This window comes from Halorubrum shenae (assembly GCF_051194165.1).
In the GTDB taxonomy this organism is placed as follows: Archaea; Halobacteriota; Halobacteria; order Halobacteriales; family Haloferacaceae; genus Halorubrum.
In genome coordinates this window covers 315,309-341,221 of sequence record NZ_JBLZNI010000001.1, presented here as the reverse complement: position 1 = coordinate 341,221, position 25,913 = coordinate 315,309, and the positions used below count along the sequence as shown (strand labels likewise).

29 protein-coding genes and 4 tRNA genes are annotated in these 25,913 nt (G+C 66.1%); 9 read left to right on the top strand and 24 right to left on the bottom strand.

Going from position 1 to position 25,913, the window contains the following annotated elements; genetic code table 11:
* Positions 1-53: 53 nt before the first annotated feature.
* A complete protein-coding gene (locus ACNS88_RS01770; RefSeq protein ID WP_435093318.1) occupies positions 54-200 on the bottom strand; it encodes a hypothetical protein in 147 nt (48 codons plus the stop codon).
* A 181-nt stretch (positions 201-381) separates the two neighbouring features.
* Between ACNS88_RS01770 and ACNS88_RS01765 the strand changes: the two genes are divergently transcribed.
* Entirely contained in the window at positions 382-1,791 is a 1,410-nt protein-coding gene (locus ACNS88_RS01765) for a DEAD/DEAH box helicase family protein (protein WP_435093316.1), read from the top strand.
* A gap of 238 nt (positions 1,792-2,029) precedes the next feature.
* Here the strand turns inward: ACNS88_RS01765 and rpsB are convergent, their stop codons facing one another.
* The 13 genes from rpsB to ACNS88_RS01700 all read right to left on the bottom strand — a co-directional run bounded on the left by rpsB (position 2,030) and on the right by ACNS88_RS01700 (position 8,268).
* Positions 2,030-2,875, bottom strand: coding sequence for a 30S ribosomal protein S2 (gene rpsB / locus ACNS88_RS01760; RefSeq protein ID WP_435093314.1), 846 nt, complete (start codon positions 2,873-2,875; stop codon positions 2,030-2,032).
* Between the two features lie 16 nt (positions 2,876-2,891).
* The gene (gene eno, locus ACNS88_RS01755; protein ID WP_435093312.1) at positions 2,892-4,094 is read right to left on the bottom strand and encodes a phosphopyruvate hydratase; all 1,203 of its coding nucleotides are present in this window, start codon (positions 4,092-4,094) and stop codon (positions 2,892-2,894) included.
* Positions 4,094-4,273: a DNA-directed RNA polymerase subunit K gene (locus ACNS88_RS01750; protein WP_008008427.1), complete on the bottom strand. Its 180-nt coding sequence runs from the start codon at positions 4,271-4,273 to the stop codon at positions 4,094-4,096. Before ACNS88_RS01750 ends, eno begins: the two co-directional genes overlap by 1 nt.
* 3 nt (positions 4,274-4,276) lie before the next feature.
* Complete coding sequence (locus tag ACNS88_RS01745; RefSeq protein WP_128905788.1) at positions 4,277-4,471, bottom strand: DNA-directed RNA polymerase subunit N; 195 nt, start codon at positions 4,469-4,471, stop codon at positions 4,277-4,279.
* A gap of 12 nt (positions 4,472-4,483) precedes the next feature.
* The gene (locus ACNS88_RS01740) at positions 4,484-4,882 is read right to left on the bottom strand and encodes a 30S ribosomal protein S9 (protein WP_050024943.1); all 399 of its coding nucleotides are present in this window, start codon (positions 4,880-4,882) and stop codon (positions 4,484-4,486) included.
* Positions 4,876-5,325 carry a 50S ribosomal protein L13 gene (locus tag ACNS88_RS01735; protein WP_435093307.1) on the bottom strand — a complete coding sequence of 150 codons (450 nt, stop codon included), beginning with the start codon at positions 5,323-5,325 and terminating at the stop codon, positions 4,876-4,878. The genes ACNS88_RS01740 and ACNS88_RS01735 overlap by 7 nt, the downstream gene beginning before the upstream one ends.
* Entirely contained in the window at positions 5,322-5,675 is a 354-nt protein-coding gene (locus ACNS88_RS01730; RefSeq protein ID WP_435093305.1) for a 50S ribosomal protein L18e, read from the bottom strand. Before ACNS88_RS01730 ends, ACNS88_RS01735 begins: the two co-directional genes overlap by 4 nt.
* 39 nt (positions 5,676-5,714) lie before the next feature.
* Positions 5,715-5,799: transfer RNA gene (locus ACNS88_RS01725), tRNA-Leu, on the bottom strand.
* A 125-nt stretch (positions 5,800-5,924) separates the two neighbouring features.
* Positions 5,925-6,677 (bottom strand): DNA-directed RNA polymerase subunit D, encoded by a 753-nt coding sequence (locus ACNS88_RS01720; protein WP_435093302.1) that lies wholly within the window; start codon positions 6,675-6,677, stop codon positions 5,925-5,927.
* A gap of 1 nt (position 6,678) precedes the next feature.
* On the bottom strand, positions 6,679-7,068 hold the full coding sequence (locus tag ACNS88_RS01715) for a 30S ribosomal protein S11 (protein ID WP_004046448.1): 390 nt from the start codon (positions 7,066-7,068) through the stop codon (positions 6,679-6,681).
* 5 nt (positions 7,069-7,073) lie between these two features.
* Entirely contained in the window at positions 7,074-7,601 is a 528-nt protein-coding gene (locus tag ACNS88_RS01710) for a 30S ribosomal protein S4 (RefSeq protein WP_435093300.1), read from the bottom strand.
* The gene (locus ACNS88_RS01705; protein WP_435093298.1) at positions 7,598-8,125 is read right to left on the bottom strand and encodes a 30S ribosomal protein S13; all 528 of its coding nucleotides are present in this window, start codon (positions 8,123-8,125) and stop codon (positions 7,598-7,600) included. The genes ACNS88_RS01710 and ACNS88_RS01705 overlap by 4 nt, the downstream gene beginning before the upstream one ends.
* Before the next feature lie 57 nt (positions 8,126-8,182).
* Positions 8,183-8,268: transfer RNA gene (locus ACNS88_RS01700), tRNA-Ser, on the bottom strand.
* Between the two features lie 628 nt (positions 8,269-8,896).
* Here ACNS88_RS01700 and ACNS88_RS01695 point away from each other — a divergent pair.
* The 7 genes from ACNS88_RS01695 (at position 8,897) to ACNS88_RS01665 (ending at position 15,068) form a co-directional block, all read left to right on the top strand.
* Positions 8,897-9,937 carry a zinc-binding dehydrogenase gene (locus tag ACNS88_RS01695; RefSeq protein WP_435093296.1) on the top strand — a complete coding sequence of 347 codons (1,041 nt, stop codon included), beginning with the start codon at positions 8,897-8,899 and terminating at the stop codon, positions 9,935-9,937.
* Complete coding sequence (locus ACNS88_RS01690; RefSeq protein ID WP_435093294.1) at positions 9,927-10,259, top strand: DUF7977 family protein; 333 nt, start codon at positions 9,927-9,929, stop codon at positions 10,257-10,259. The genes ACNS88_RS01695 and ACNS88_RS01690 overlap by 11 nt, the downstream gene beginning before the upstream one ends.
* A 93-nt stretch (positions 10,260-10,352) precedes the next feature.
* The gene (cmk, locus tag ACNS88_RS01685; RefSeq protein ID WP_435093292.1) at positions 10,353-10,931 is read left to right on the top strand and encodes a (d)CMP kinase; all 579 of its coding nucleotides are present in this window, start codon (positions 10,353-10,355) and stop codon (positions 10,929-10,931) included.
* A 22-nt stretch (positions 10,932-10,953) separates the two neighbouring features.
* Positions 10,954-11,934 carry an RNA-guided pseudouridylation complex pseudouridine synthase subunit Cbf5 gene (locus ACNS88_RS01680; protein ID WP_435093290.1) on the top strand — a complete coding sequence of 327 codons (981 nt, stop codon included), beginning with the start codon at positions 10,954-10,956 and terminating at the stop codon, positions 11,932-11,934.
* Between the two features lie 73 nt (positions 11,935-12,007).
* A tRNA-Pro gene (locus ACNS88_RS01675) sits at positions 12,008-12,078 on the top strand.
* Positions 12,079-12,374: 296 nt separating this feature from the next.
* Positions 12,375-13,475, top strand: coding sequence for a DoxX family protein (locus tag ACNS88_RS01670; protein WP_435093288.1), 1,101 nt, complete (start codon positions 12,375-12,377; stop codon positions 13,473-13,475).
* A gap of 84 nt (positions 13,476-13,559) precedes the next feature.
* The gene (locus tag ACNS88_RS01665) at positions 13,560-15,068 is read left to right on the top strand and encodes a replication factor C large subunit (protein ID WP_435093286.1); all 1,509 of its coding nucleotides are present in this window, start codon (positions 13,560-13,562) and stop codon (positions 15,066-15,068) included.
* 42 nt (positions 15,069-15,110) lie between these two features.
* On the opposite strand, the gene ACNS88_RS01660 is transcribed toward ACNS88_RS01665, so the two are convergent.
* From ACNS88_RS01660 to ACNS88_RS01635, 6 genes are all read right to left on the bottom strand, one after another.
* Complete coding sequence (locus ACNS88_RS01660; protein WP_435093643.1) at positions 15,111-16,199, bottom strand: sensor histidine kinase; 1,089 nt, start codon at positions 16,197-16,199, stop codon at positions 15,111-15,113.
* Positions 16,200-16,302: 103 nt separating this feature from the next.
* Positions 16,303-17,031 carry an amino acid ABC transporter ATP-binding protein gene (locus ACNS88_RS01655; RefSeq protein WP_435093284.1) on the bottom strand — a complete coding sequence of 243 codons (729 nt, stop codon included), beginning with the start codon at positions 17,029-17,031 and terminating at the stop codon, positions 16,303-16,305.
* Positions 17,028-17,867, bottom strand: a complete 840-nt coding sequence (locus tag ACNS88_RS01650) for an amino acid ABC transporter permease (RefSeq protein ID WP_435093282.1) — start codon at positions 17,865-17,867, stop codon at positions 17,028-17,030. The genes ACNS88_RS01655 and ACNS88_RS01650 overlap by 4 nt, the downstream gene beginning before the upstream one ends.
* A 78-nt stretch (positions 17,868-17,945) precedes the next feature.
* The gene (locus ACNS88_RS01645) at positions 17,946-18,770 is read right to left on the bottom strand and encodes a basic amino acid ABC transporter substrate-binding protein (protein WP_435093281.1); all 825 of its coding nucleotides are present in this window, start codon (positions 18,768-18,770) and stop codon (positions 17,946-17,948) included.
* Between the two features lie 87 nt (positions 18,771-18,857).
* Positions 18,858-19,751 (bottom strand): COX15/CtaA family protein, encoded by an 894-nt coding sequence (locus tag ACNS88_RS01640; protein ID WP_435093278.1) that lies wholly within the window; start codon positions 19,749-19,751, stop codon positions 18,858-18,860.
* A gap of 153 nt (positions 19,752-19,904) precedes the next feature.
* Positions 19,905-20,360 (bottom strand): DUF5814 domain-containing protein, encoded by a 456-nt coding sequence (locus ACNS88_RS01635; protein WP_435093276.1) that lies wholly within the window; start codon positions 20,358-20,360, stop codon positions 19,905-19,907.
* A gap of 170 nt (positions 20,361-20,530) precedes the next feature.
* Here ACNS88_RS01635 and ACNS88_RS01630 point away from each other — a divergent pair.
* A tRNA-His gene (locus tag ACNS88_RS01630) sits at positions 20,531-20,603 on the top strand.
* A gap of 290 nt (positions 20,604-20,893) precedes the next feature.
* On the opposite strand, the gene ACNS88_RS01625 is transcribed toward ACNS88_RS01630, so the two are convergent.
* The 4 genes from ACNS88_RS01625 to ACNS88_RS01610 form a co-directional block, all read right to left on the bottom strand.
* The gene (locus tag ACNS88_RS01625) at positions 20,894-21,244 is read right to left on the bottom strand and encodes a hypothetical protein (protein ID WP_435093274.1); all 351 of its coding nucleotides are present in this window, start codon (positions 21,242-21,244) and stop codon (positions 20,894-20,896) included.
* Between the two features lie 260 nt (positions 21,245-21,504).
* Positions 21,505-22,923 carry a multicopper oxidase family protein gene (locus ACNS88_RS01620; protein ID WP_435093272.1) on the bottom strand — a complete coding sequence of 473 codons (1,419 nt, stop codon included), beginning with the start codon at positions 22,921-22,923 and terminating at the stop codon, positions 21,505-21,507.
* Positions 22,913-24,061, bottom strand: coding sequence for an MBL fold metallo-hydrolase (locus tag ACNS88_RS01615; protein WP_435093269.1), 1,149 nt, complete (start codon positions 24,059-24,061; stop codon positions 22,913-22,915). The genes ACNS88_RS01620 and ACNS88_RS01615 overlap by 11 nt, the downstream gene beginning before the upstream one ends.
* Before the next feature lie 61 nt (positions 24,062-24,122).
* Positions 24,123-25,907 carry a 5'-nucleotidase C-terminal domain-containing protein gene (locus tag ACNS88_RS01610; protein ID WP_435093267.1) on the bottom strand — a complete coding sequence of 595 codons (1,785 nt, stop codon included), beginning with the start codon at positions 25,905-25,907 and terminating at the stop codon, positions 24,123-24,125.
* Between the last annotated feature and the right edge of the window lie 6 nt (positions 25,908-25,913).

The following is a 25,913-nucleotide window of genomic DNA, read 5'->3' as shown; positions in this document are numbered from 1 at the left end:
GATCCTGAACACCACGCTCACCCTCTCGTACAACGGCGTCAGCAGCCGACGATTCACCCGACACGAGACCGATCAGATCCCCCGGTCGACCGAACGAAGGGCACTCCGACCACGTCGGTGACGTCGACCAGCGCCGTGAACGCGGCGCGTCCGTAGGAGCGCCTCTTGGTGACGACCGCGGCGGCGATGAAGATGGCCATTCCGCCGAAGAGCAGGCCGACGGCGACGGTGATCGATCAGCCGATGAGACCCATGAGTATCGGGTCCGAGACGGGACACTTGGGGTCGTCGGCACCAGCACCGACCTCGGGTCGATGTTTGTCTGTGTATACGCCGGTGGGAGGCGGTGGCCATTTATAAATCGGGCGGCAACGTCCGTCGATGACCGTCCGGTTGACCTACGAGGACGGAACGATCCGGGTCGCCGCCGACGCCGCCGGCGAGGGAGCGGGTGCCACCGACGACGACGCGCTAGAGTCTCTCCCGCCGCTCCCCGGCGTCGAGAGCGATCCGCGGTCGGAGACCGGACGCGCACCGGCCTACCGGTACGCCGCGATCCGCCGGGCATTGGAGGTCGCCGGCGTGAGCGTCGAGGACCGCGTGCTGGACGCGAGCGACCGCGCGGGGGAGGTAGCCGGACTCGACACCGGCCTCTCAACCGATTACGACCTCCGGGAGTACCAACGCGACGCGCTCGACGCGTGGCACGACGCCGGCGACCGTGGCGTCCTCGAACTCCCGACCGGGGCCGGAAAAACGGTGATCGCGATCCGCGCCATAGTCGAACTGGGCGTCCCGACGCTGATCGTGGTCCCCACCGTCGACCTCCTCGATCAGTGGCAGCGGGAGCTCGAAGCGGAGTTCGACGTCCCGATCGGACGGTTCGGGGGCGGCGAGCAGCGCCAAGAGGCGATCACAGTGTCGACGTACGACTCAGCGTATCTGAAAGCCGAAGGGATCGGCGACGCCTTCGAGTTCGCCGTCTTCGACGAGGTTCACCACCTCGGCGGCGAGGGCTACCGGGACGTGGCGCGGCTGCTCGCGGCGCCCGCCCGGCTCGGACTCACGGCCACCTTCGAGCGCCCCGACGGCGCCCACGAGACGGTCGCGGAGCTGATCGGTGACCGCGTCTACGCCCTCGACGTGGACGACCTCGCGGGCGACCACCTCGCGCCCTACGACATCCGCCGGATCGAGGTGGAGCTGACGCCCGACGAGCGCGAGCGCTACGACGAGAAACAGGGTACGTTCGTCGAGTACGTCCGTGACGCGGGAATCACGTTCACGAGCGGGAGCGATTATCAGGAGCTCGTCAAGCGCTCCGGCAACGATCCGGCCGCGAGGGAGGCGCTCCTCGCAAAACAGGACGCCCGCGAGATCATGATGAACGCGAGGCGGAAAGTCGATCAGCTCCAGTCGATCCTCGATCGCCACCGCGACGACCGGGTGATCGTCTTCACCGCCCACACCGACCTCGTCTACCGGCTCTCCGAGCGGTTCCTGTTGCCCGCGATCACAGCCGAGACGGGAGCCAAAGAGCGCCGCGAGATCTTAGCGCGCTTCCGCGAGGGGACGTACGGCCGAGTCGTCGCCGCCAACGTCCTCGACGAGGGCGTCGACGTGCCCGACGCGAACGTCGCGGTCGTGCTCTCCGGCTCGGGCAGCGAGCGGGAGTTCACCCAGCGGCTCGGGCGAGTGCTCCGCCCCAAGGAGGACGCCGGGCGGGCGACCCTCTACGAGGTCGTCAGTGCAGAGACGGCCGAGGAGCGAGTCGCGAGCCGGCGACGGTGAGCGGAATCGGTCGAGCGACGTAACTCCGAGTCTTCGGCTCGTTTGGCTGGAGGTGGGAGTACCGGCTGGTCGGCACAGTCCGGCGTCTACCTCCATGAGTTGTCCAGCAGACACCAGCCGCAGGATCATGTGGTAGAGAGTGAACCCTGATCGCCCGGGTGAGGCTGGCCGACGGAAAACTCCGGAGCTACCTGCGTACCATCTCACAGAAAAGTCGAACTCGACGTCGAAACCCGACTTACAGTTCGTCCTCGAAGTCGTCGAGGGCGAAGACGGTGTCGGCGCCGCGACGGTCGAGCGTCTCGTTGGCGAGCAGCCAGTAGACGACCGACAGCGCGCGTCGACCCTTGTTGTTCGTCGGGATGACCAGGTCAACGTTCGACAGCTGGTTGTTGGAGTCGCACATCGCGATGACCGGAATGCCGACGGTGATGGCCTCCTTGACGGCCTGCGCGTCGCCGATCGGGTCGGTGACCACGACGACGTCCGGCTCGATGTAGCCGGCGTAGTCGGGGTTCGTCAGCGTGCCGGGGATGAACCGACCGGTGCGGGCGCGGGCGCCGATGGCGTCCGCGAACTTCTCGGCCGGGAACCGGCCGTACTGCCGCGAGGACGTGACGAGTATCTGCTCGGGGTTGTAGTTCTTGAGGAAGTCCGCAGCGGTGCGGATCCGCTGGTCCGTCGTGCTCACGTCGAGCACGTACAGGCCGTCGTCGCGGACGCGGTGGATGAACCGCTCCATGTCCTTCGTCTTCTGCTGGGTCCCGATGTGGACACCGGCAGAGAGGTAGTCCTCGACCGGGATCAGCAGGTCGACGTCGTCGTCGGGCATGACGTCGTCGTCGAACGGGGAGGCGTCCTCCTCCTCGTCAGCGGCGTCGTCCGGCGTTTCCTCCGCGGCCGCGTCGGCGGTCGCACTCTCGGCGTCGGCGGGTGCTTCGGGTTCGGCGTCAGCGGACGCCCCTTCGGCAGCCGCGTCGGCGGTCGGTTCCTCGGTCATGTCGGCCTCCTCCTCGACCGCCGCGTCGACCGCCTCGGTCTCCGCGTCGTCGTCGAGTTCGACCGCGTCGTTGTCTTCGCTCATGCGTGGTGTCGGCCCGTCATACCGCGTCGTCCGCGATGCGGACCAGTTCGTTCAGCTTGGCAGTGCGCTCGCCGCCGACCGTGCCGGTCTTGATATATCCGGCGTCGGTCGCCACGGCGAGGTGTGCGATGGTGGTGTCTTCGGTTTCGCCCGAACGGTGGGAGATAACCGTCTCGTACCCGTTGCGAGCGGCGAGTTCGACCGCGTCGAACGCGTCCGACAGCGTCCCGATCTGGTTCGGCTTGATCAGGATACTGTTGGCCGCGCCAACGTCGATCCCCTCGTGGAGCCGCTCGACGTTGGTGACGAACAGGTCGTCGCCGCAGATCAGCGTCCGGTCGCCGACCCGGTCGGTCAGCTCCGCGAACGCCTCGTAGTCGTTCTCGTCGAGCGGGTCCTCGACGTACGCGAGGTCGTACTCCTCGACGAGGTCGGCGACGTAGTCGATCTGCTCGCCGGTCGACTTGGTCTCGTCGCCGTACACGTACGCTTCCTCGCCGTCGTCGTACAGCTCTGCGGCGGCCATATCGAGCCCGAAGCGGATCTCGAAGCCCACGTCGTCTTCGACGCGGTCGACCGCTTCGTCAACGACTTCGAAGGCCTCCGCGTCCGAGATCGGTGGCGCCCACGCGCCCTCGTCGCCCTTCGCGGCCGGGACGCCGCGCTCGTCGAGCACGTCCGCGACCGCCGCGTGGACCGCGGCGTTCGCGAAGACGGCCTCCGAGACGCTCGGCGCGCCGACCGGCGCGGCGAGGAACTCCTGGATGTGGGTCGCTTCCTTGGCGTGCTCCCCGCCGCCGACGACGTTGCCGAGCGGGATCGGGAAGTTCTCGCCGCGGAACGCGCCGCCGAGATGCTGGTACAGCGGCGCACCGAGCACGTCGGCGGCGGCCTTCGCGGCCGCCATGGAGATCGCGACCGCGCTGTTGGCGCCGATCGCGGAGAAGTCGTCCGTCCCGTCGGCCGCGCGAAGCGCGTTGTCGACGGCACGCTGGTCGCCCGCGTACAGCCCTTCGAGGCGGGGGACCGCGTGTTCGCGGGCCGCCGCGATGGACTCGTTGGCGGGGAGTTCGATCGCCTCGTACTCACCCGTAGACGCCCCGCTGGGCGCCGCCCCGCGGCCGAAGCCGCCGGACTCGGTGAGCACGTCGGCCTCGACGGTCGGGTTCCCACGCGAGTCGAGTATGCGCCGAAGCGAGATACCGGTAATTCGGGTCATTAGTTGGATTCCCTCCGAACGGTAAAGGGGAGCGCGCCCGCGTCGTACTCCTCGGCGGCGACGAGGATGGGCTCCGTCTGGTCCGTCTCGATCAGCACGGGCGCCCCGTAGGACACCTGCAGCGCTCGCGCGCCGAGGATTCGTGCCTTCTCGTATCGATTGTATCGCTGTCCTGACATGGTTTACTGGTACGGCGAGACGACGTCGACGAGGTCGCGATGGCTGACCATCATCCGGCGGCAGCAGTGCCGGTCGACGCCGAGCTCGTCGAGGACCTCGCCGGGGTCCTCGTCGCCCTCGCGAGCGCGCTCTTTGAACTCTTCCCAGTGTTCACCCACGACGTTGCCGCACGTGAAACACCGGACGGGGATCATCATAACTGGATCACCTCAGCGGTAGGACTTCTGGTAGCGGGCACGCGCACCGGGTCCGCCCCACTTCTTGGGTTCGGACTGGCGCACGTCGTTGACCAGCAGCGTGCGGTCGAAGTTCATGTACGCGTCGCGCAGCTCGGCGTCGCCGAGGTGCTGGACGAGACCGCGCGCGATGGCGGTCCGCGTCGCGTCGGCCTGGCCGCTGAAGCCGCCGCCCTCGACGTTGACTTCGATGTCGACGCCGTCGCGGAGCTCCTCGCCCGCGATACGGAACGGCTCCAGCATCTTGAGCCGGGCCTGCTCCGGTTCGACCAGCTCGACTGGCTGGGAGTTGATACGAACGCGGCCTTCGCCCTCTCGCACGGTGGCGCGGGCGACGGCCGTCTTCTTCTTGCCTGAGGTGTTAGTTACCATGTGACGTTGGCTCCCAGAGACTCGGAGATGTCCCCGAGCGTCGTGAATTTGATGTTCGAGAGGCGGTCGAGTGAGGTGCCGTCGAGAACAACGCTCTCGAGGTCCTCGTCGCGCTCGTAGGGGTTCCCGACGTACACGCGTACGTTCGAGAACGCCTCGCGACCGTCCTCCGTCTTGTACGGCAGCATGCCGCGGATGGCACGCTTGAAGATCCGGTCGGGGCGCTTGGGGTAGTACGGCCCGCTGTCGGAGCCGAGCTCCGCGCGGGTATGGTACGTCTCCATCGTCGCCTCTTCGTTACCGGTGATGACCGCGCGCTCGGCGTTGACGACGGCGACCGTTTCGCCGTCGAGGACGCGCTGAGCGACCTTCGACGAGACGCGACCGAGGATGCAGTCACGGGCGTCGACGACGACGTCCGCGTCGATCTTCGCGAGACTCATCGGATCACCCGGACGTTGCTCCCTTCGGGACTTTGTTCGATGAACTGTTCAAGCGACACCGCTTCGCCGGCCTGATCGATCTTCGTGCGGGCGGTGCCCGAGAAGTCGACGGCGGCGACGGTGACGTTCTTTTCGAGCACACCGCTGCCCAGCACCTTGCCGGGGACGACGACCGTCTCGTCTTCCTGAGCGTATCGTTCGATACGGCCAAGGTTGACCTCAGCGTGTGTGCGCCGTGGCTTCTCCAGTCGATCGGCGATATCCAGCCATACGTTGGCACCGGAATCGCGCGAGACCGACTTCAGATCGGCGATGAGGTTCTGTAGTTTCGGATTCGTCTTGCTACTCATAGCTGTCTCTCCTGTGTCGGAGAGTTAGTGAAAACGGAGTGCAGGGAGCAGGATTTGAACCTGCGGACCTCTACAGGACAGCGCCCTGAACGCTGCGCCGTTGGCCTGACTTGGCTATCCCTGCGTGCACTCCTGCGTAATCCGGCTCCCTTCAAACCACTTTCGGTCCCCGCGTCGGATCGAAGTTCGGCGCCGCGGCTCCGTACAGGGGCGAGCGCCGTAGATGCGGTTTGAAGGTCCGTCATTACGTTAGACTGCGACTTTCGTCTGTAGTTCGTCCGCGCGCTCCTCGATGGAGTCTATCGCGCGGAGCAGTAGTTCCTCGACGTCGAACGAGCCGTCCGTCTCGATGTGGAACACGAACGCGCCGGGGACATCCTCGACGCTGACTTCCTTCCCGGGGAACCGTTCCGAGAGGTCGTTATCGAACTCGTTCGTGAGTTCGATCTCCCCGTCGGGCGTCTCGATGACCCCGCGGAGGATCCGTGGCTCGTCGTCGTCAAACTCGCCGAGGTCGCCCTCGACAGAGACGCGCTGGAGGTGGCGGTAGCCGACGGAGACGCCGCCTTGGTGTTTGGCGTGCTCCTTGCCGGTGTCGAGCACCGCGTCGGCCTCGAACTCCAGCCGCTGTCCCTCCTTCAGTTCGATGATCGGAATGTTATCGTCGGCGACCTCAACGAGCGGATCCGCGCACTCGATGTCGCCGGAGTACGCCGTCGCCGGGCCTTCGACGTCGAGCGCGAGGGTGACCTCGTCGCCGATCTCGAAGTCGTCGAGCGGCGTCTTCAGGGGGATAAGCCCCAGTCGAAGCCCGATCATCTCGTCGAACATGACGGAGGAGTTCTCGACGAACCGAACGGTGTCGATCGAGAACGTCGGGACGTCGGCGATCATCGCGCGGCGGATACCGTTGGCGAACGCCGGCGTAAGCCCGCGGATAAGCACTCGCGCGCTGCGTTCGTCCCGTTCGACGTACTGGACGTCGAAGTCGTCTTCCGTCATGTCAGACTCGCTTGTTCTTGGGCGCCTTCGTCCCGTCGTGCGGGATGGGCGTGACGTCCTCGATCCGGCCGATCTCGACGCCCGCACGCGAAAGCGCGCGAATCGTCGCCTGCGCACCGGGACCGGTGGACTTGTTGAGGTTGCCGCCGGGGCCGCGCACGCGAACGTGCACGCCCTCCAGGCCGGCGTCCTTGACGCGCTCGGCGACGACCTCCGCCATCTGCATGGCGGCGTACGGCGACGCCTCGTCGCGGTTCTGCTTCACCACGGTGCCGCCGGACGACTTGGCGATCGTCTCGGCGCCCGTCTCGTCGGTGACCGTGATGAGCGTGTTGTTGAACGACGCGTACACGTGGGCGATGCCCCACTTTCCGTCCTCAGATTCACTCATGATTGTTACTCCTGTGACTCCGCGCGCTCGGGGTGGAGATCGTCCGCGAGCGGGCTGTTCTCGTCGAAGGCGATGGCGCCTTCGTCGCTCACGTCGACTTTCACCGAGGGGCGCGTAACGCGTGCGCCGTCGACGGTGATGTGACCGTGAACGATGAACTGTCGGGCCTGCTGAGTCGAGGACGCGAATCCCTGCCGGTAGGCGACCGTCTGGAGGCGGCGCTCGAGCAGGTCGGTCACGTCCAGCGAGAGGACCGCGGAGATGTCGTCGTTGTCGCCGAGGATACCGATCCGGCGGAGTCGCGCGACGAACTCCGAGCCGGCCTCCTGAGCGACGTCGGCGTCACCTTGAGCCTCGCCGAGCAGGCGACGCGCCTCGCGTCGCATGCTGCGCAGCTCGGACTGGGCGCGCCAGAACTCCTCTTTGTTCTTCAGGCCGTACCGTGAGAGAAGATCGGACTCCTCGGCGATGCGCTCGCCCTGGTACGGGTGGTTCGGTGTCTCGTAGCCCTTGGTGTTTTTGCCGGTGCTCATTCGTCGTCACCCGCTGCTTCTTCTTCCGCCATCTCCTCGCGGATCTCCTCGACGTTGACCCCGATGGTCCCCTCCGAGCGACCCGTGGACTTCGTGCGCTGGCCGCGTACCTTCTGGCCGCGCTTGTGGCGAACGCCCTTGTACGATTCGATGATCTTCATCCGGTTGATGTCGTGGCGGCGCTTCTCGTTGACGTCGGTGCCGACGAGGTGCGTCGTCTCTCCGGAGTAGAAGTCGTTCTGTCTGTTCGTCATCCACGACGGGACGTGGTCTTCGAGGTTCTCGGCGATGTCGATCACCGCGTCGATGTCACCCTCGTCGAGGAGCCCGAACGTGGCGTTCTTGTCCACGTCGGCCTTCTCGGCGACCAGCCGCGCCGTGCGCGTGCCGATGCCGTCGAGTTCGGACAGGCTTCGCTCGACCGTCTTCGTCCCGTCGAGGTCAGCGCCCCCGATCCGGACGAAGTACTGGAGGTCTTCTTCCTCCTCCTCCGGTGAGTCGTCCTGTGATTCTTCCGTGCTCATGTGTTGGTTGTGGTGAGTCCTACCGGCGCGAATCCGGCGGTACTCGGTCCGTTCGAGCGTTGCGGCGGGGATTCGAACCCCGGAGGCAGTGACGCCACAGAGTTAGCAACCCTGCGCCTTGGGCCAGGCTTGGCTACCGCAACTCGCGTCGTATCATCGCCCTCGTGGACTCGGGACCCGGCGCCCCTGCAGTTCGTGCATCCGTATGGTCCCCCTTTCGGTACTTAAACATCACGAAAGGCCCGGGGCGGATGCGCCCGGATCGCACGGGTGTGAGAGGTTAACGTGGGAAATGAGTTGTTTGCGGAGAATTGAGGAGAAAGCCTCGCCGTTCACGGCGGAGATGAATCCGACAAACCCTCCACGAACCACGTTCGACGTGCCGAAAGGATATTTTAAGTAACCTGAGACATATTTAAAGTTAACCGAGGCGGTCTACCCGCCCCACTAATCGGACAATATCGGGATTCCCTCATTTCAAGCGGAAGACACCCTCTTCCGTGTCGAAATAGGGGTAGGCAGTCAGAAGTACCTCCAAATCCCATACCGGGATAGGAGTAACGGCTGGTTGGCACAGCCAGTAGCCGTCATCGAGGCGTCTATAAACCTTCAACATCCCAACCCAGCGGTGCGGTGCCGTGAGAATCTTCGCCCTTCAGGGCGGAGAGAATGTCAATTGGGTGATGAGTTTCTGCCGGACGCGAGCGCGGAAACCCCGGACTGCGTTCCGTTTGGCGTACTGTTTAGTGGGTGCCACGGATGGATTCGGGTATGAAGGCCGTTCAGTTCGACGCCCACGGCGACCGCGACGTGATCGAGTACGGCGAGTTCTCGGACCCCGAGCCAGACCGCGGCGAGGTCCTCGTCGACGTCAAGGCGGGGTCGCTGAACCACCTCGACATCTGGACGCGGCGTGGCATGCCCGGGATCGATCTCGAGATGCCCCACATCCCCGGCAGCGACGCGGCCGGCGTCGTCGAGGCGATCGGTGAGGGCGTGACCCGCTTCGAGCCGGGTGACCGCGTCGCCGTGAGCGCCGGCGTCTCCTGTGGCGAGTGCGAGTTCTGTCGCCACGGCGAGGAGTCCCTCTGCCCCTCGTTCCACATCATCGGCGAGCACGTCCGCGGCGTCCACGCCGAGCGCGCGGCCGTGCCCGCGGAGAACCTCGTGCCGGTCCCTTCGGGCGTCGACTGGGAGGTTGCGGGCTCCGCTTCCCTCGTCTTTCAGACCGCCTGGCGGATGCTCCAGACCCGCGCCGACATCGAAGCCGGCGAGAAGGTGCTCGTCTTGGGCGCCTCCGGCGGCGTCGGCCACGCCGCGGTGCAGATCGCCGACCACGCGGGCTGTGAGGTGTTCGCGACCGCCTCCACCGAGGAGAAGCTCTCGCACGCCGAGGAATGCGGCGCCGACCACGTCATCGACTACGAGACGAACGACTTCGCCGACGAGATCGCCGAGCTGACCGGACGACGCGGCGTCGACGTCGTCGTCGACCACGTCGGCGAGGCGACCTACCCCAATTCGCTGAAGTCGATGGCGAAGGGCGGTCGGCTCGTTACCTGCGGCGCGACGACTGGCCCCAATCCCGACGCCGGACTCAACCGCATCTTCTGGAACCAGCTGTCCGTGATCGGCTCGACGATGGCGACCCCCGGCGAGGTCGACGACGTGCTGGACCTCGTCTGGGACGGCACCTTCGAACCGCACATCCGCGACACGCTCCCGATGAGCGAGGCCGCGCGCGCTCACGAGATGATCGAGAACCGTGAGGGCTTTGGCAAAGTGGTCGTAAAGCCAGATAGTGAGTTCTGAAGCCAGCGGCGACGCGGGAGAGAGCGCGGAGGGCGGCTACGTCCACGTGCCGGGCGACGGCGGCGGGAGCGACGGCGCCGATCCGGCCGCGTCGAACTCCGAACCCGAAGTCGACAGCTTCGGACGGAAGGGGTGGGCGCTGACGGCGGTGCTTTTCACCTGTATCCTCGTCATCCCCGGGATTATCTACGTGTACCCGTATGCGGCGGGAGCGCTCGGGTTCTCGTTTTTCGCGACGTATCTCGCTTTACCGCTTATCCCGGCGGTTCTCCTCGGCGCGGTCGCGGTCTGGTCGATGACCGCGGCGACGCCCGACCAGTAGGACGCGCCCCCGCGATGGCGTCTCGCTGACGCTCATTCTCACTCCTGCGCGCCGAACGACAACCGTTTTGAACGACACCCGCGCAGTAGTGATATGTTGATCACCGTCTCCGGCCCGCCGGGAAGCGGGAAGAGCACGAACGCCGCGGGGCTCGCCGATCGGCTCGGTCTCGATCACGTCTCCGGCGGCGACATCTTCCGTGAGATGGCGGCCGAACGCGACATGTCGCCCGTCGAGTTCAACGAGTTCGCGGAGGAAGACCCCCAGATCGACCGGGACCTGGACCAGCGGCTCCACGAGATCGCCACGACCCGCGACGACCTCGTGTTGGAGTCGCGGCTGGCCGGGTGGCTCTCCGCGGACCGCGCCGACTTCCGGTTCTGGTTCGACGCCCCTGTCTCGATCCGCGCCGAGCGCATCGCCGACCGCGAAGAGAAGTCCGTCGACCGCGCGAAGGTGGAGACGGAGCGCCGCGAAGCCTCCGAAAAGAAGCGGTACCGCGAATACTACGACATCGACATCGACGACCTGTCGATCTACGACGCCGCGTACAACACCGCCCGATGGGGACCAGAGGCGTTCCTCGACGTCCTCGTCGCGACCATCGACGCGCACGACCCCGCGACCGACGAGGGGAAGGCGCCGATAGCTGGCGTGAGCTACGACTTCTGACTGCCGGATACACCACTTTCGCATGACTCGACACACGGACGACACCGACGACGATTCCGATGCCGATCTCCTTCGATCCCCGCCAGATGAGCGCTCGATCCCGGAGCTACTCCGGTTCGGCGTCGTCAACGTCGACAAGCCGGCCGGCCCCTCCTCCCACCAGCTCTCCGCGTGGGTCCGCGACGCGATCAACGAGTCGCTGGCGACGCTGGACCCGGACGGCCCGCAGATCGACGGGGTCGCTCACGCGGGGACGCTCGACCCCAAGGTCACCGGCTGTCTCCCGACGCTGACCGGCGACGCGACTCGGGCCGCGCAGGTCTTCTTGGAGGGAAGCAAAGAGTACGTCTCGGTGCTGGAGCTCCACGGGTCGCCCCCCGGGGACTTCCGCGACGTGGTCGCAGAGTTCGAGGCCGAGATCTATCAGAAGCCGCCGCGAAAGAGCGCGGTGACCCGCCGGCTCCGAACCCGCACGATCCACGACCTCAACGTGCTGGAGGTCGACGAGCGGCAGGCGCTCCTCCGGATCGGGTGTGAGTCCGGGACGTACGTCCGAAAGCTCTGTCACGACATCGGCCTCGCCACCGGCGTCGGGGCGCACATGGGCCACCTCCGGCGCACCGCCACCGACCCGTTCGACGACCGCGACCTGCACCCCTTACAGGACCTCCTCGACGGACTCGCGTGGGCCGAGGGCGGTGACGACGCGTACCTCCGCGATGTCGTCCGCCCGGCCGAGGACGCGCTAGTTCACCTCCCGTCGGTGACGATCGCGCCCTCCGCCGCGCGCAACGTGGCCACCGGCGCGCCCGTCTACGCCCCCGGCGTCATCGGCGTAGCGGGCGTCGATGCGGATCCGGGCGAGAACGTGACGAGGGACGACGACCCTCCGCTCGTCGCCTGCCATACCCCCGACGGCGCCGCCGTCTGTCTCGGGCGGCTGGTCGGCGATCCAGACGCCGAGTCAGGGGTCGTCGTCTCGTTAGAGCGCGTCTTGGTCTGACGTATCGGGGACGTACGCGACGACTGAAACGAAGTCCTTAATTAGTGGACTCTCATTTTTTTGGATGCAGACAGGGACCGTGGGGTAGTGGTATCCTATGCGGATGGGGTCCGTATGACCTGAGTTCGACTCTCAGCGGTCCCATACGGTACTTTCAAAACTCTAGAACGTGGGTAGCGAAGCCCACACCGCCGATCTAGACTGACGGTGCCGCCTCAGGTTCCCCCAGAAGTCACGCTCGTCGACGCTCCGACCGCCGCCGTTCCGAAGGCGTACTCTCTTGGATGAGTGCGGCGAGCGGAGGCGATGGTCGACGAAGGCACACCCGCATCGGACCGATCTAGCTGGACCTCACTTTCGTGCGGGATCGAGCGTTTCAGAGTTTCTCCCGAATGTCTATGAGGAAACAGCGTTAGGTGTGTTCGGCCCATAGAGGTTGTATGTCCGTTCGCTCTCGACCGATCACCGTTGCCGCGCTCGCGCTGTTCGCGACGCTCGTCGCGCGACCGGTCGCGGCCCACGTCGATTACGTCACCGAGGACAGCGGAGACCCGCTCGACGCGGTGGCGTTCACCGCCGAAGTGCTGTCGGAGCCGCTAAACGCCGCGTTGTTCGCGGGTGGCGGCCTCGCTGCGGTCGTTGGACTCGCCGCGTACCTCTGGGTGCGGCCGACGATCACCGACGTGGTCGTCCTCCGCGAGAAGCTCGCTAGCTACGGCGACCTCGTCCCGTGGATGCTGCGACTCGCCATCGGGCTGCCGCTCGTCGGCGCCGGGTTTCAGGGGTACCTCTTCGCGCCGACGCTCGCGTTCGATACCGGGGCGAGCCCGTTCCTCCGGGTGCTGTTCATCGGGCTCGGCTTCTTCACCCTCTTCGGACTCGCGACGCGGATCGTCGCGGCGGTCGGCCTGCTGACGTACGCGTGGATCCTCCTCGCGGTCGACCCCGCCGTCGTTATCGCGATGGAGTACGTCCCGGTGCTGATCGCGCTCGTGATCCTCGGCGGCGGGCGACCGAGCGCCGACGACATGCTGCTAGCGGTCGCGAGCACACCGGGATCGTATTACGGCCGGATCGACCCCGTCCACCATCTGAAGTCGTTCCTCGACGCGTCGATCGGCCCGCTACGCCGGTACGTCCCGACCGTGCTCCGGGTCGGGATGGGTGTCACGTTCATTTACCTCGGGCTGATGGAGAAGCTCGCGGACCCCGGTCGAGCGTTGCTCGTCGTCGAGAAGTACGACCTCACGTCGGTCGTCCCGGTCGACCCGGGGCTGTGGGTGGTCGGCGCCGGCGTCACCGAAATCGCAGTGGGGGTAGCGCTCATCGCCGGGTTCTTCACCCGCGGCGCGGCCGCCCTCTCGTTCGTGTTGTTCACGACGACGTTGTTCGGCCTCCCGGACGACCCCGTTCTCGCTCACGTCGCGCTGTTCGGCATGGCCTCGGCCGTCTTCACGCTCGGGTCCGGTCCGCTCTCGTTCGACCGCTTGGTCGGTCGTCCCGCCCTCGACGACGACGAGGCGGTCATCGCGGCCGACTGAAGGCTGGAAGGCGGTGACACGTCGGGGCGGCTCGACGAGCGTTCCTCCGCAACCACTAAGCGCACCTCGGACCACCGTCCGGTAATGAGCGACTGGACGGAGAAGTACCGCCCGAACACGCTCTCGGAGGTCCGCGGCAACGACAAGGCCCGCGACGCGTTCGCGGACTGGGCGCGCTCGTGGGACGATCACCACGAGGCCGTTGTCCTCCACGGGAGCCCGGGCGTCGGGAAGACGAGCGCGGCCCACGCGCTCGCGAACGACACGGGGTGGGAGACGGTCGAGCTGAACGCCTCCGACCAGCGCACCGCCGACGTCATCGAGCGCTTCGCCGGGCGGGCCGCGCGCAACGCCACCCTCGGCGGGAGCGCGGCGGGCGGCGGCGCGACCGGCGGCGACACGGCCTCCCGTCAGCTCGTAATCTTGGACGAGGCCGACAACATCCACGGCAACTACGACCGCGGCGGCGCGAGCGCGATCACGAAGCTGGTCAAGGAGTCGGGCCAGCCCATCGTCCTCATCGCGAACGACTACTACGACATGGCGCGTGGGCTCCGGAGCGCCACGCAGGAGATCGAGTTCCGCGACGTCTCCGCGCGCTCGATTGTCCCCGTCCTCCGCGACATCTGTCGCAAAGAGGGGATCGAGTTCGAGTCGGACGCGCTCGAACGGATCGCCGAGCGCAACCGCGGCGACCTTCGCGGCGCGGTCAACGACCTGCAGGCCGCCACGGAGGGGCGCGACTCGATCGCGGTCGAGGACGTGGTCACCGGCGACCGCGACAAGTCACTGGGGCTATTTCCGTTCCTCGACGCGGTCCTCAAAGAGGAGTCGGCGGAGGAGGCCCTCCAGTCGGCGTACGCGGTCGACGAGACGCCCGACGACCTGACGAAGTGGATCGAGAACAACGTCCTCGACGTGTACGACCCAGCCGAAACGGTCCGCGCGTACGACTTCCTCGCCAACGCCGACGTGTGGCTGGGCCGCGTCCGAGCCACGCAGAACTACACCTACTGGCGCTACGCCACCGACAACGCGGCCGCGGGCGTCGCCGCCGCGCGCGACGGGACCAAAGGCGGGTGGACGCGCTACGGCCGCCCGCAGTTCTGGAGTTCCTCCGACGCGACCGCAGACGAGGTCGTCGGGCGGATCGCCGCGGAAAGCGGCTGCAGCGTCGCGACCGCGCGCCGCGAGGTACTCCCGTTTCTGGAGGCTGTCACCCACCACTGCAAGCCTCGCGAGTTGACGGTCGCGATGGCGGCCGCCTACGACCTCGACGAGGCGGGCGTCTCCTTTGTCACCGGCTCCGGCGAGTCGACGAACAAGGTGGCGTCGATCGTCGAGGACGCGCAGGCGATCCGCGAGGAGCGAATGGAGGACCACGCTGAAGGCGCGTTTGCCGGCGGCCGTCAGGCGGTGGACGAGACCGGTCCGTCGGACGCCGCCGGCGGCACCGGCACCGCCAACGACACCGGCGATGCCGTCGACACCGACGTAACCGCGACCGGAGACGGGAGCGAGGGCGACGAGGGTGACGGCGCGGACAACGCCGACGATGACGACGGACAGGCGGGACTGAGCGACTTCATCTGACGGAGCCGGCCACGGGACCAGCTGGTCCCGTCGCCGCGGCGCTCACTCGTCTTCCGCCGGTTCCGATCCGCTGCGGGAACTGGCTTCATCCGGCACGGAGTCGGCGATGTCGACGCCGGTGAACTCAAATCGGGCGCCGCCGTCCCGGCTCTCTTCCACCGAGACCTCCCAGCCGTGAGCCTCCGCGATGCGTTCGACGATGGAGAGGCCGAATCCCGTGCCGTCTTCGTCGGTCGAGTGGCCCGGATCGAACACGGTATCGCGCTCTGCGGGATCGATACCTGCACCGTCGTCGGCGACGTAGAACCCGTTTGAGAGCTGTCCCACGAATACCCGGAGCGACGGGTCGCGGTCGGTCGTCCTCTCGAAGATCTCGCTGCGGGAATCGGGGTTCGATTCATCGGGAGCGCAGGGCTCGATGCCGTCTCCCGCTCCGTGTTCGATCGCGTTGCGGAAGAGGTTCTCCAGTGCCTGCCGGAGGCGGCTCGGGTCGCACTCGATAGTCGGCAGGCGGTCGTCGACGACGAGGACGACATCTCCGGGAGCGCCGACCGTCCGCCACGCTCGAGCCACGACGCTCCGGGGGTCGGCTGTCGCGGTCTCCTCTACCGACCGGCCCTCGCGGGCGAGCGCGAGCAGATCCGAGATGAGATCGTCCATGTAGTCGAGCGCGTCGTCGGCGCGGTCCAACCGCTCGGTGGCCTCCCCATCGTTGAACTCGCGGGCGAGTTCGATGTTCCCGACGGCGACGGAGAGCGGGTTTCGCAGGTCGTGAGAGACCACGCTGGCGAACTCCTCCAACCGCTCCCGCTGTCGTTCGAGCTGTCTGCGACTCTCGGCCCGATCGTCGGCAGGGAAGAGGTAGCCGACGACGTCGCCGCTCTCGTCGCGGCCGCCGCGCTCGTGGACCCACACGGACTCACCGCTGACCGTGAGCCGATACGTCACGTCGACTCGGTCTCCTTTAAGCGCATCTCGGAGCCGATCTCTGTCGTCCGGGGCAACGACTCGGAGCCAGTCGGACCGCGGCAGCGCCTCCGGGCTCAGTCGCGACTCGCCGGCGGCCTCGACGACGAGTCGGGTCGGATCGCCGTCTGGACGCCGATACGCGACCCCCGGTCGACGCTCCAGCGGTTCTGTCACACTCAAAATATATAACTAACTATTGATAATTCTTTCCCACAGTTCAGTTCACTTACTAGTAGTGCGAACGACTGAGTGACACGTTCTGCCTTTAAAGGAGTCGCGAGAGGAACTGTCGTCCGCGCTCGGTCGCGGGCTCGTCGAAGAACGATTCGGTCTCGGTCCGTTCGACGACGCGACCGTCGGCCATCAGCACGATTCGGTCGCCGACCTCTCGGGCGAACCCCATCTCGTGGGTGACGAGGATCATCGTCATCCCCTCGGTCGCGAGCCCCTCGATCACGTCCAACACCTCACCGACCAGCTCGGGGTCGAGCGCGCTCGTGACCTCGTCGAACAACATCACCTTCGGCTCCATGGCCAACGCTCGCGCGATCGCCACGCGCTGTTGTTGCCCGCCCGAGAGCGCCCCCGGGTACGAGTCGGCCTGGTCGGCGAGGCCGACCCGGTCGAGGAGGTCCCGCGCGGCGTCCTTCGCCTCCGACTCAGGGATCCCTTTGACGTTCTCCGGGGCGAGCGCGACGTTCTCTAAGGCGCTCTTGTGCGGGAAGAGGTTGAACGACTGGAACACCATCCCGATCTGCTGCCGGATCGCGTTGACGTCCGCCTCGATCACCGACTGGCCGTCGAGACGAACGTCCCCGCCCTGAATCTCTTCCAATCGATTCGCACACCGGAGCAGCGTCGATTTTCCGGAGCCGGACGGGCCGATGACGACGACGACTTCCCGTTCATCGACGGAGAGGTCGACGTCGTACAGCACCTGCGTGTCTCCGAACGACTTGTCGACGCCGTCGAACTCGACGAGCGGACCGGTCATGCCTCTTCACCTCCGTCGGCGTCGCCGCTGGATCCGAGGCCCGACAGTCGGCCGAACATCCGGCTGTCCGCCCCCCAGTCGGAGCGACGTTCGAGCCCGTTGACGAGCTGGCTCATCGACATCGTGATCGCGAGATAGAGCACGCACACCCACACGAGTGGGGTCCACGGGTCCAGCTGATTGCTGTTGATGTTCCGAAAGACGCTCATGATCTCCGGCACCGCGATGACCGTCAGCAGCGACGTGTCCTTGACGAGAATAATCTGGTCGTTGCCGATCGCCGCCAGCGCGTTCCGCCACGCCTGCGGGAGGACGACCTCTCGGAGCGCCATCACTCTGGACATCCCGAGCGAACGGGCCGCCTCCATCTGGCCGTCGGGTACCGCGTCGATCCCGCCCCGGATCGCCTCGCCGACGTAGGCCGCGTGGTTCAGCGTCAGTCCGATGATGGCGGCGGGAACGGCCCAGTTCTCGAACGGGAACTGGCCGGTCGCCCACAGCCGGGGAATCCCGAAGAAGATGACGAACAGCTGGAACAACAGGGGCGTCCCTCTGAAGAACTCGACGTATCCCTTGGCGATCCGTCCCGTGACCCTCGATGTCGAGATCCGACCAAGTCCGACGAGGATCCCGAGTGACACCGACAACACGCTGCCGATGGCGACGATTCGAAGCACGAGCAGGAACGCCTCTGCGAACCGACCGGCGATCAGCCTCGAGGAGAGCAGCGAGTAGTTCACCTGCGTGGACAGGATCCAGACGAGGAGCCCCCCGATCGCCAACAGGAAGCCGGCGGCGACCGCCTCGCCCGCTCGTTTCACGAACCGATCGCGCATCATCAGACCGCCGGTAGTGGACTCCGTATCTGTCTGTGTCGCCATGTATGAATAGTGAGAAACTGCGAAGCGGGCCGATCAGCCCTCGAAGTACTCGTTGTAGATCTTGTCGTACGTCCCGTCGTCACGGATCGCTGCGAGCGCCTCGTTGACCTCCTCGCGGAAGTCGTCGTCGTCCTGTCGGAAGGCGATCCCGTAGTCCTCAATCGTCAGCGTGAGGTACGGCGGCGCGTCGTCCCGGTCGGCGGCGACGCCGTCGCCCTCGAGGAAGACCACGTCGTCGTTGTTTCCGGCGAACTCGGCGCTCACGGTGTTGTCGTTGACGACCGCGGAGACCTGGTTGTTGAGCAGCGCGTCGAACGCGCCGGTGACTTGGTCGAAGCTGTCGATCTCGAGGTCGCCGTCGAAGTCGGACTGGAGCCCTTCGGCCGCGGCCTCGCCGGTCGTCCCGCGCTGAACGGCGACCGTCTCGCCGCGGAGATCGTCGAGTTCGGTGATCTCGCCGTCGTCGAGTACCAGAACGGTTTGATAGGCCGTAAAGTACGGGTCAGAGAAGTCCACCCGCTCGGCGCGCTCGTCGTTTATCGTCATCGCGCTCATGATGACGCGGAAGTTCGCGTTGTTCAGCGCGGCGATGATACCGTCGAACCCGGTCTCCTGGAACTCGTAATCCAGTCCGAGCTCACCGGCGAACACCGCCTCAGCGATCTCGACGTCGAACCCGATGAGATCGCCGGCCTCGTTCCGGTACTCGAACGGCCGGTAGGGGATATCGGACCCGATGGTGATTGTCTCCGCTCCATCGCCGCCGTCGCCGCCGCTACAGCCGGCGAGCGCAGTCACGCCGCCGGCACCAAGCGCAGTAAGATACTGCCGTCGATTCACGGGTGGGTTTCCATCCATACCCACACAGTCGGTTGATCATGGTTTTAACGTTTCGACGATCGATAGACCGGACTGAAGCGATTGCCGTCGCGACGACGCGCCGCGTCAGTCGCCGCCGATCGGGGCGGACCCGTCGCGCACGCCGTCGGCCCCCCGCACCACCCACGCGGCGCCGAGTGCGAGTGCGGCGGCGACACCGAGCGCGACGAGGTTGAGCCGCTGCCAGAACGCGGTGTACAGGACGAGGTCACGTCCCAGGAGGAGGGTGCCAACCAGCGCGGTCATCGATCCGGCAGCGAGCAGGCGAACGGTCTTCGCGGTCGCCCGACTGAACCCCGCGTAGCCGGTTCGAACGGCCTCTGTCGCGTACGCGACGGTCGCCACGAGGCCGAGGTGGCCTGCGAGCCCGGTCGCGTAGAAGGCCGCCTGCGCGCCCGGAGAGTAGGTGACGAACGGGACCGCCCGGGAGAACACTGCGCTGGCGACGATGCCGACCGCGGCGATGCCGACCGCGGCTCGGAGCAGCCGCGGGGAGCCGCGTTTGCCGCCCCAGATCGTCGTCAGTCCGAGCAGCGTGAAGAGCGCCAGTCCGAAGATCAGGTGGGAGGCGTGCGTCGAGACCGTGTAGCCGCCGGGAACGAGCCCGCCGAGGGTGACGGTGACGGCTCCGACCGTGATCTGCGGCAGGAGGACGACGATCGCGAGCGTCGCCGCCAACCGGGTTCGGCGATCTCGACCGCCGAGCCACGTCCAGCCGGTGACGCCGATGATGAGGAAGCCGGTCACCATGGCCCACACGCGGTGGAACCACTCGATAAAGTCCGGGTTGATCGTCATCGCGGGGATGAGCTGGTCGGAGCAGAGCGGCCACTGGGCCTGACACGCCAGTCCCGAGCCGGTCGCCGCGGTGTAGACGCCGAGCGCGAACAGCGTCAGCGTCATCCCCGTCGTCGCCGCCGCGTATCGTCTGAAGGTAAGCCACGCGGGCCGAAGACTCATTATCTCAGTTCGGGCGCGAGCGCACTTAGACCGTTCGGACGCTCTAGGCGGGCGGGAAGCGATCTGACCGGAAGCAGGCGCCAGCATTTATAAATGGATAAGTGACGCGTCGAAAACGTCTCCCGAATCGTCGCCAACAACGAACCCCGCCGCTTACCCGGACAGTTCCCGTTTCGCTCGCCGCGCCCGCTCCGACATCTCCTCGTTGTTCTCGACGTCGGCGAGCGTCTCGATCGCCTCAAGCTGCCGTACCGAGTCGTCGAGGAACGAGAGCACGTCGCCGGTGTACGCGTACACCATGTAGTCGTCAGTCATCACGTCCACGATTGCCTGCGGGCCGAGCCCCTCGGCCCGAAGCTCCAGCACGTACCGCATGAACTTCTCTTCCGGGCAGCCGCAGTACGGGTTCGCCTGACAGTCGCAGTCGAGGAAGTCCTCGGCGAAGTCCAAGATCCGGTCTTGCGTCGTCGAATCGAGCTTCGAGAGGCCGTCACCGGTGAACAGCATGTCAAGGGTCGCGCCGGCGAACGCGCCCTTCGGGATGCTCGTCTCCAGTTGGGAGGCGAGCTGCCGGTGGTTCTTCACGTAGATCTTATCGGTAAACGCCACAGTTACCCCCAAATACACCGGCGAAGAGTAAAAGCGGCGTGGTCGTCGGGGCGATCGACGTGCCGGCCACGCGAGTCCGAGGGGCATCGACCACCGGGCGCCACCGCGTCACACGCACGTCCGGGAGTCGTAACGGTTATTTATCAAAGCGGGATAGATATCGACGCGTGTCCGGGTTAGGGTAGTGGACTATCCTTCAGCCTTGTGGAGGCTGAGACGCGGGTTCGATTCTCGCACCCGGACCTTCTGAGGAACGGAGTGACGAAGAAGGCAGGAAGGCGGGAATTGAATCAGGGAGGTGGCGCGCAACGGAGTGAGCACGTCCGACCGTGGTTCGATTCTCGCACCCGGACCTTCTGCGCTGAGCAACACCGCGAGCCGCGGGGATACGCAGAGCCGCGAATCTGGGAGAGAAGCGAGCGAACGCGAGCGGAAACGCGATCGCGTCGCTGCTCGCCGTCGATCGCAGGCTGATGAAAAACGGGTGATCGGTCACGATGTTCGACCGAAACGGTTCGATACAGTTAGAACGGTTAGCAGTGGGTTTGCCCGTACGTCCCGCTCTGCCCGTACGTCCCGCTCTGCCCGTACGTCCCGCTGTGGGAGTTGTCGTTAGCCATGTCCTGGGCCATCTCGCCGACGGTCACGCCCATGTTCGACTCCATCCAGTCGACGCTATTGGGGCCCATGTGTTCGATCATCTGCGCCTCCATCCAGACCGCCCAGTCGTCGGCGGTCGCGTCAGACGGAGGTGCGTTGTCAGCGATCGGGGCGTTGTCAGCGGTCGTGGCGTTTCCGTGTGCGCTGACCGCGGGGGCGGCGACCGCGAGTCCGACGATTGCGAGCGCCACGAGCAGCCAGCGGCCGAGTTTGAAGTTGGTCATTGCGTGTCTCCTCGGTTACCCGTAAGAGCGTTCGGGAGTTATCTTGCTGGGTGTGAATCCGTATTGGAGAACAGTCGAGAACGTTTATAGAGCGATGTAATCGTTTATTATGAGCCAGACCGTTCATCCGGGGCGAATTCGACGGATTGGCGCTCGGTCGGTTTTTCGAGACTGGACCAACACCGCACGAAAACCGCATCTACTACCCGAAATCGGGGTTTCAGCCGCCTCAATCGACGTGAATCGGGGCTTCAGCCGTCTCACTCGACGTATCTCACGACACGCGCCATCCCTGCGTCGAGATGGTACAGATTGTGACAGTGGAAGAACCACCGACCGGGGTTGTCGGCGTGGAAGTCGATCGTCACCTGCCCTCGATGGCTGGGGACGAGGACCGTGTCTTTGATCGCGTCGCCGACCCGGAAGAAGTGACCGTGAAGATGCATCGGGTGAACGACCGGGCTCTGATTGGTCATCCGAATCCGGACGTGCTCATCGGGTCGAATCCGGAGCGGATCGGCGTCGGGGTAGGCCTGCCCGTCGATCGTCCACGTGTAGGACTGATCTCGACCGGGGGAGAGCGTCAGGTCGAACGTCCGGTCCGGATCGCCACTCACCCCGTCGAGCGAGGAGACCGCTCGCAAGTCACTGTATCGTAATTGAGTACTGGCCGGCGACGGGCGCTGTGGGCGTTCCCCGCCCGCGGACTCGTACTCGATGACGCCCCTGGCCGGTGGTTCGTCCCCGTCGAGCGCATCCGCTTGCACCGCCCACGTGCCCGGATTCGTCGCCTCGACCACGACGTCGTAGCGCTCGCCGGCGCCGAAGACGAACGAGTCCACGTCGACGGGATCGACGGGGCGCCCGTCGGCGTGTGTCACCGTCATCTCGTGGCCGGCGATCCGGACATCGAAGAGCGTCGCGCTGCCGGCATTTATGAACCGGAAGCGAATCCGCTCCCCTTCCGTTACGCCGAACGTCTGTGGATTCTCCGGGAGGCGACCGTTTATCAGGAGCCCCTCGTACGGCGGCCGAACGTCTCCCATCATCCCGCCTCCTCCGCCCATTCCCCCGTCCGAAGGGAGCCTCGGCTCTCCGGGGAGGTAGTCGTCGACGACGACGACGTACTCGCGGTCGTACTCGACGTGTGGGTCACGCTCTCCGACGATCAGTGGGCCGAGCAGTCCGCGGTCGAGTTGGAGTCCGACGTGGCTGTGATAAAAGTACGTCCCGGCGGGTTCGGCACGGAATTTGTACGTGAACGTATCGCCGGGAGCGACCGGCTCTTGTGTCACGTTCGGCACCCCGTCGACCGGATTCGCGACGGGAACTCCGTGCCAGTGAATCGTCGTCTCTTCTTGGAGATCGTTCGTCAGTTCGACGCTGAGCACGTCGCCCTCTTGGACGCGGAGCTCCGGTCCCGGGAACTGCCCCTCGTACGTCCAGTTGGTCGTCGACGTCTCGGGGGCCGGTCGAACGGTCCCGGACGCCGCGGTGAGGCCGACTGACGTGTCCGGCTCGGCCGTGACTGTCGAACGGGGCGGCACCTCACGACCTCTAGCACCGTCGCCGGAGCCCGGTAGCTGACCGGCACAGCCCGCGAGCCCGCCGAGGCCTGTCGCCCCCGCCACCTGGAGGAGCCGGCGACGGGAGAGCGGGCGCTGTGATCTACGCGGCACAGTTGTTCGGCCCCAGTTCGAGTTCAGTCGCCTCACTTTCGTCGTCGACGGTCTCTTTGCCGGTGTTGATGGCGATGACGGTCTCGTAGTTCGGTGGCTTCTCCGGGGCGTCTTCGGTCAATCGCTCGACGAACGCCTCGCGGTCGAGCCCGAGCAAGTCGAGTTCGTCGCGAAGCGTTCCGAGCCGGCTTTCGAGGGGGTCGCCCGGCGAGCCGTTCTCGTAGCGCCCGTCGCTCGTGACGGTGAGGTGACCCGGCAGGATCGTCGTGTCGGCCGGGAGTTCGAAGATCGTCTCGTGGAGCGAGTCGTACAGCAGGTCCGCTCCGCGCGAGGCGTCGTCCTCGCCGAACTGGAGCTCCGTCCGCCCGACGGAGTCGACGAACAGCGTGTCGCCCGTTAACAGGAGTTTCCCGTCGACGAGGAAGTTCATCATCTCCGAGGTGTGGCCGGGCGTGTGGAGCGCCTCGATCTCGACGTCGCCGACGTCGATGACATCTCCGTCCGACAGCGGTTCGTACTCGTACTCGACGCCGCGCTCGCTGGCCACGTCGCTGAGGTGGTAGGACACGCCGACTTCGTCGGCGAGCGCCGGACCGCCCGAGATGTGGTCGGCGTGGACGTGTGTATCGAATACGCGCGCGATGGAGAGGCCAGCGTTCTGGGCAGCGACTTTGAACTGGTCGGTCTGTCTGGTCGCATCGACCACGACGGCCTCTCCCGCCTCCTTCGAGCCGACGACGTAGCCGAGACACCCCTTCGCCCGGCGCTGGACCTGTCGAACGACGAGGTCGTCGCCGGACGTCTCGATGGGCACGGTCTCGTAGAGCTTGCTCCACGCCTCCATCCCGCCAGTGACGACCGTGACGTCGTCGTAGCCGCGATCCTGCAACTCGAACGCAAACGGCGTCGACGTCAGACCCTTCCCACAGATAGCGACGACCGGTCGGTCGTCGACCAACGCGTTCACCTCGTTCTGTTGGTCCTCGCTCAACCCCTCGTCAGGGTCATACGGGACGTTCTCCGCGTCGCGTACGTGCCACGCCGCGAAGCTCTCTTCGGGACGCACGTCGATGAGCGCGAACTGTTCGTCGGCGTCAATCTTCCCCGCTAGTCGTTCCGCAGTGATATTGTTGACCATCGTCTCTCTCCTGTGTCGTGTCGAGTGTGCCGTTCGTCGGACCTGTCGCGTTCGCCGACGCCTAGCGCGTTCGATTACGTCCCCCTTCGGGAAACGTGTTTCCGCGCGGAATCATGGACGTCTCGCAGTACGCCTCGCCTCCTGTGTAGTCGACGCCGGGCTGGATAAACGGGTACGGCCCGTCTGCGGGCGTGTTCTGCGCTCGACCGCCGTCGTCGGCGGTCTCGACCAGCCCCATCACCTCGTAGTCGACGGGCGAGTGGTCCTCGAGATACTCGACGATGACGTCGACCGGTATCGTCTCGTCGTCGACCTCGACGTCCTGAAACGGGAACCCGCAGCCGCCGAGGTCGCGTTCGGGATCGCCGGGTCGGCGGAACGTCGCCACTGAGTACGTCTCGTCCGGGTCGACCGTCTCGCCGTCGATTTGCAGCTCCACGAGGCGGCGGTCGCGCTTCGCGGTCGGATCGACGGTCACCTCGACGTTCGAGGAGAAGTTGCGGACGCGACCGTCCTCCTGGTCGTAGGGGTACGGCGTGAAGTTGTCCTCGAGGAACCGCTCCATGTGGGTCGTGAGTTGCTGTCCGTAGGCGACACCGCGAGCGACGGGCGTCGTCATCGGGAAGAACGTGTACAGTTCGCCGAGCGTGATCTCGCCGGGCGGGATGGCGGTCCCGTACCGGAACCCGTGCGAGACGGCGAGGTCGGTGTCGAAGTGCGCCTGCAGTGCGTCGTTGAACAGCGTGTTCCACGCGCTTTCGAGAAACGACTGCCGGTAGAGCGGGTGTTCCGTCCGGCCGACAACCGTATCCAGCGGACGGTCGAGCGTGCCGGCCCCTCGCTCGAATTCCGGGCCGTCCTCGAAGAAGGACGCACGCACGGCCTGGACCGTCTCCGCCGCATCTGCGTCCGGTTCCGGCGTGTGCTCGCCACCCTCAGTCAGACAGTAGAGGCGGTGACGGAACTGTATCTCCCCGTCCCGAACGCGGAGGTCAACGCGGCCGAGCGCCTCGCCCATGCCGGACTCGACGACGACCGTTTCGGTCTCCTCGACGACGATCGGGTCGTAGGTGTACTCGTGGGTGTGTGCGCTGAACATCACGTCCACGCTCGCACAGTCCTTGGCGGCTTGGACCATCCACGGGAGGCCGATCTCGGTGACCGCGACCACGACGTCGGCACCGTCCTCGCGAGCGGCCTGTGCGGACTCCTCGAGGAGTGCGGGGTGCTTGCCGAAGCGGTACTTCCCCTCGGAGAACGCGGGCGCCATCCGGTCGACGTAGACGTTCGTCATCCCGACGACGCCCACGGAGAGCCCGCCGACGTCGACGATCCGGTAGGCGTCGTACAGTCGCTCGTCAGTCTCCCAGTCGTAGAGGTTGTTGGCGAGAATCGGGGCGTCGAGATCGTCCATCAGCGCCACGAAGTTGCCGTCCTCGGCGGCTTCGTTCGAGTAGTCCCAGTTGCCGGGGACGTAGACGTCGGGCGCGAGGTGGTCGTTGACGGGATCGAGCATCGCTCGCCCGTCCGTGTAGGTGGTCACGGCGGAGCCGTGGAACGTGTCCCCGCTCATGAGCGTACACACGTCGTGGTCCTCGCGGAGTTCGTCGAGTTGGGCTGCGAGCAGCGGAATCCCGCCGCCGCGCTCGACGACGCGATCGTCGTCTCCGAAGTCGAACTCCGGCGCCGACGTCGGGTTGTCGTAGTAGACCTGGTGGCGCGGCGCCAGCTGCCCGTGGAGGTCGCTGACGTGGGCGAAGACGGCGTCGGGGACACCCGTACCGTCACCGACAGGGTCGCCGCCGAGAGACCGCCATTCGTCGATATCCGTTTCAGGCTCGTTCATTGTGAC